The organism is Methylobacterium sp. WL12 (assembly GCF_008039475.1).
GTDB classification, from domain to species: Bacteria; Pseudomonadota; Alphaproteobacteria; order Rhizobiales; family Beijerinckiaceae; genus Methylobacterium; species Methylobacterium cerastii.
In genome coordinates this window covers 1-1915 of sequence record NZ_VRUW01000197.1, presented here as the reverse complement: position 1 = coordinate 1915, position 1915 = coordinate 1, and the positions used below count along the sequence as shown (strand labels likewise).

Annotated in this window: 1 protein-coding gene; it reads right to left on the bottom strand. The window is 67.1% G+C overall.

The genetic code is table 11. The features are described from left to right. Nucleotides 1–378: 378 nt before the first annotated feature. On the bottom strand, nucleotides 379–1818 hold the full coding sequence (gene lpdA, locus FV226_RS27405) for a dihydrolipoyl dehydrogenase (RefSeq protein WP_147753283.1): 1440 nt from the start codon (nucleotides 1816–1818) through the stop codon (nucleotides 379–381). Nucleotides 1819–1915 lie beyond the last annotated feature (97 nt).

Here is a 1915-nt window from a genome sequence, read left to right as displayed (position 1 = left end):
ACTCGTGCAGCGAGGGCGGCAGCAACCAGCCCTGATCCACATCCCAGGAGCGAAACACCTTGGCCATGAGCCAAGTGAATCACCCTCCGGCCCCGCCGTCGAGAGGATTACTCGGACGCGCTCCTAGGTTTCAGTCCAGGTCCCTCCCCTGCCCGAACTGGCCGCGCACAGACCCACGATGCCGAGGTGGTCTCAGCCCTCGGGCCCCTACCTCGCGCACCCCTCGCTGCCGGCATCTTTGGCACAATCTGGGCACACTGAGTTGTGCCCGAGGCCCCTTCGACCCCCCTCCCCGAGGCTTGACCCGGAGCCTACCCCTGGCCTAGCCTCAGGGCCCTAACAGCCTGTTCCGAAGGAGCTTTTCGCCCCCTCCCCTCGCTAAGTATGGATCACCTTCCCATAAGCATCCAGCACGCTCTCATGCATCATCTCTGACAGCGTCGGGTGCGGGAAGACCGTGTGCATCAGGTCTTCTTCGGTAGTCTCGAGGTTCATGGCGACGACGTAGCCCTGGATCAGCTCGGTCACCTCGGCGCCGACCATGTGGGCGCCCAGCAGCTGGCCGGTCTTGGCGTCGAACACCGTCTTGATCAGGCCGTCCGGCTCGCCGAGCGCGATCGCCTTGCCGTTGCCGGCGAAGGGGAAGCGGCCGACCTTGACGGCAAAACCCTGCTCCTTGGCCTTGGCCTCGGTGAGGCCGACGGAGGCGATCTGCGGCTGGCAGTAGGTGCAGCCGGGGATTTTCGCCTTGTCCATCGGGTGGGTGTGCAGGCCCTTGATCGTCTCGATGCAGATCACGCCCTCGTGCTCGGCCTTGTGGGCGAGCATCGGCGGGCCGGCGACGTCGCCGATGGCGTAGAGGCCGGGCACGTTGGTGCGCCCTAACCCGTCGGTGACGACGATGCCGCGCTCGATGGCGACCCCGAGCTTCTCCAGCCCGAGGTTCTCGATGTTGCCGACGACGCCCACCGCCGAGATCAGCTTTTCCGCCGTGATCTGCTGCACCTTGCCGTCGCCGCCCTCGATGGTGGCGGTGACCGAGTCGGCGCCCTTCTCGACCTTCGTCACCTTGGCGCCGGTGAGGATCTTGATGCCCTGCTTCTCGAAGCGCTTGCGGGCGATGCCGGCGATCTCGGGATCCTCCACCGGCAGGATCTGCGGCAGCAGCTCCACCACCGTCACCGCCGCGCCCATGGTGGCGTAGAACGAGGCGAACTCGATGCCGATCGCGCCCGAGCCCATCACCAGGAGCGACTTCGGCATCGTCTCCGGCACCATCGCCTCGTAGTAGGTCCAGATCTGCTTCTTGTCGGGCTCGATGCCGGGGATCGCGCGCGGCCGCGCGCCGGTGGCGACGATGATGTGCTTGGCCGAGTAGGTGCCGGCGGCCAGCGCCCCCTTCGGCGCGGGGGCGCGGGTGGTCTCCTTCACCGTCACCTGGCCGGCGCCGTTGCCCTTGGCGACGGAATCGACCGTGGCCTCTCCCCAGATCACGTCGACCTTGTTCTTCTTCAGCAGGTGCCCGACGCCGCCGTTCAGCTTCGACGAGACCCCGCGCGAGCGCTTCACGATCGCCGCGGTGTCGAACGAGACCTCCTTGGCGGAGAGCCCGTAATCGGAGGCGTGCTGCATGTAGTGGTAGATCTCGGCCGAGCGCAGCAGCGCCTTGGTCGGGATGCAGCCCCAGTTCAGGCAGATGCCGCCGAGGTGCTCCCGGTCCACCACCGCGGTCTTGAACCCGAGCTGCGCCGCACGGATCGCGGTGACGTAGCCGCCGGGGCCGGCGCCGATGATGAGCACGTCGTAGGTGTCGGCCATGAGCGTCTGGTTTCTTCCCTGGAGCGTCTTGGAGAGGAACGTAGACGAGGAATCTGCGGGCGCCAACGCGGGGCGGCGGCGGGGGGTTACATCGCAG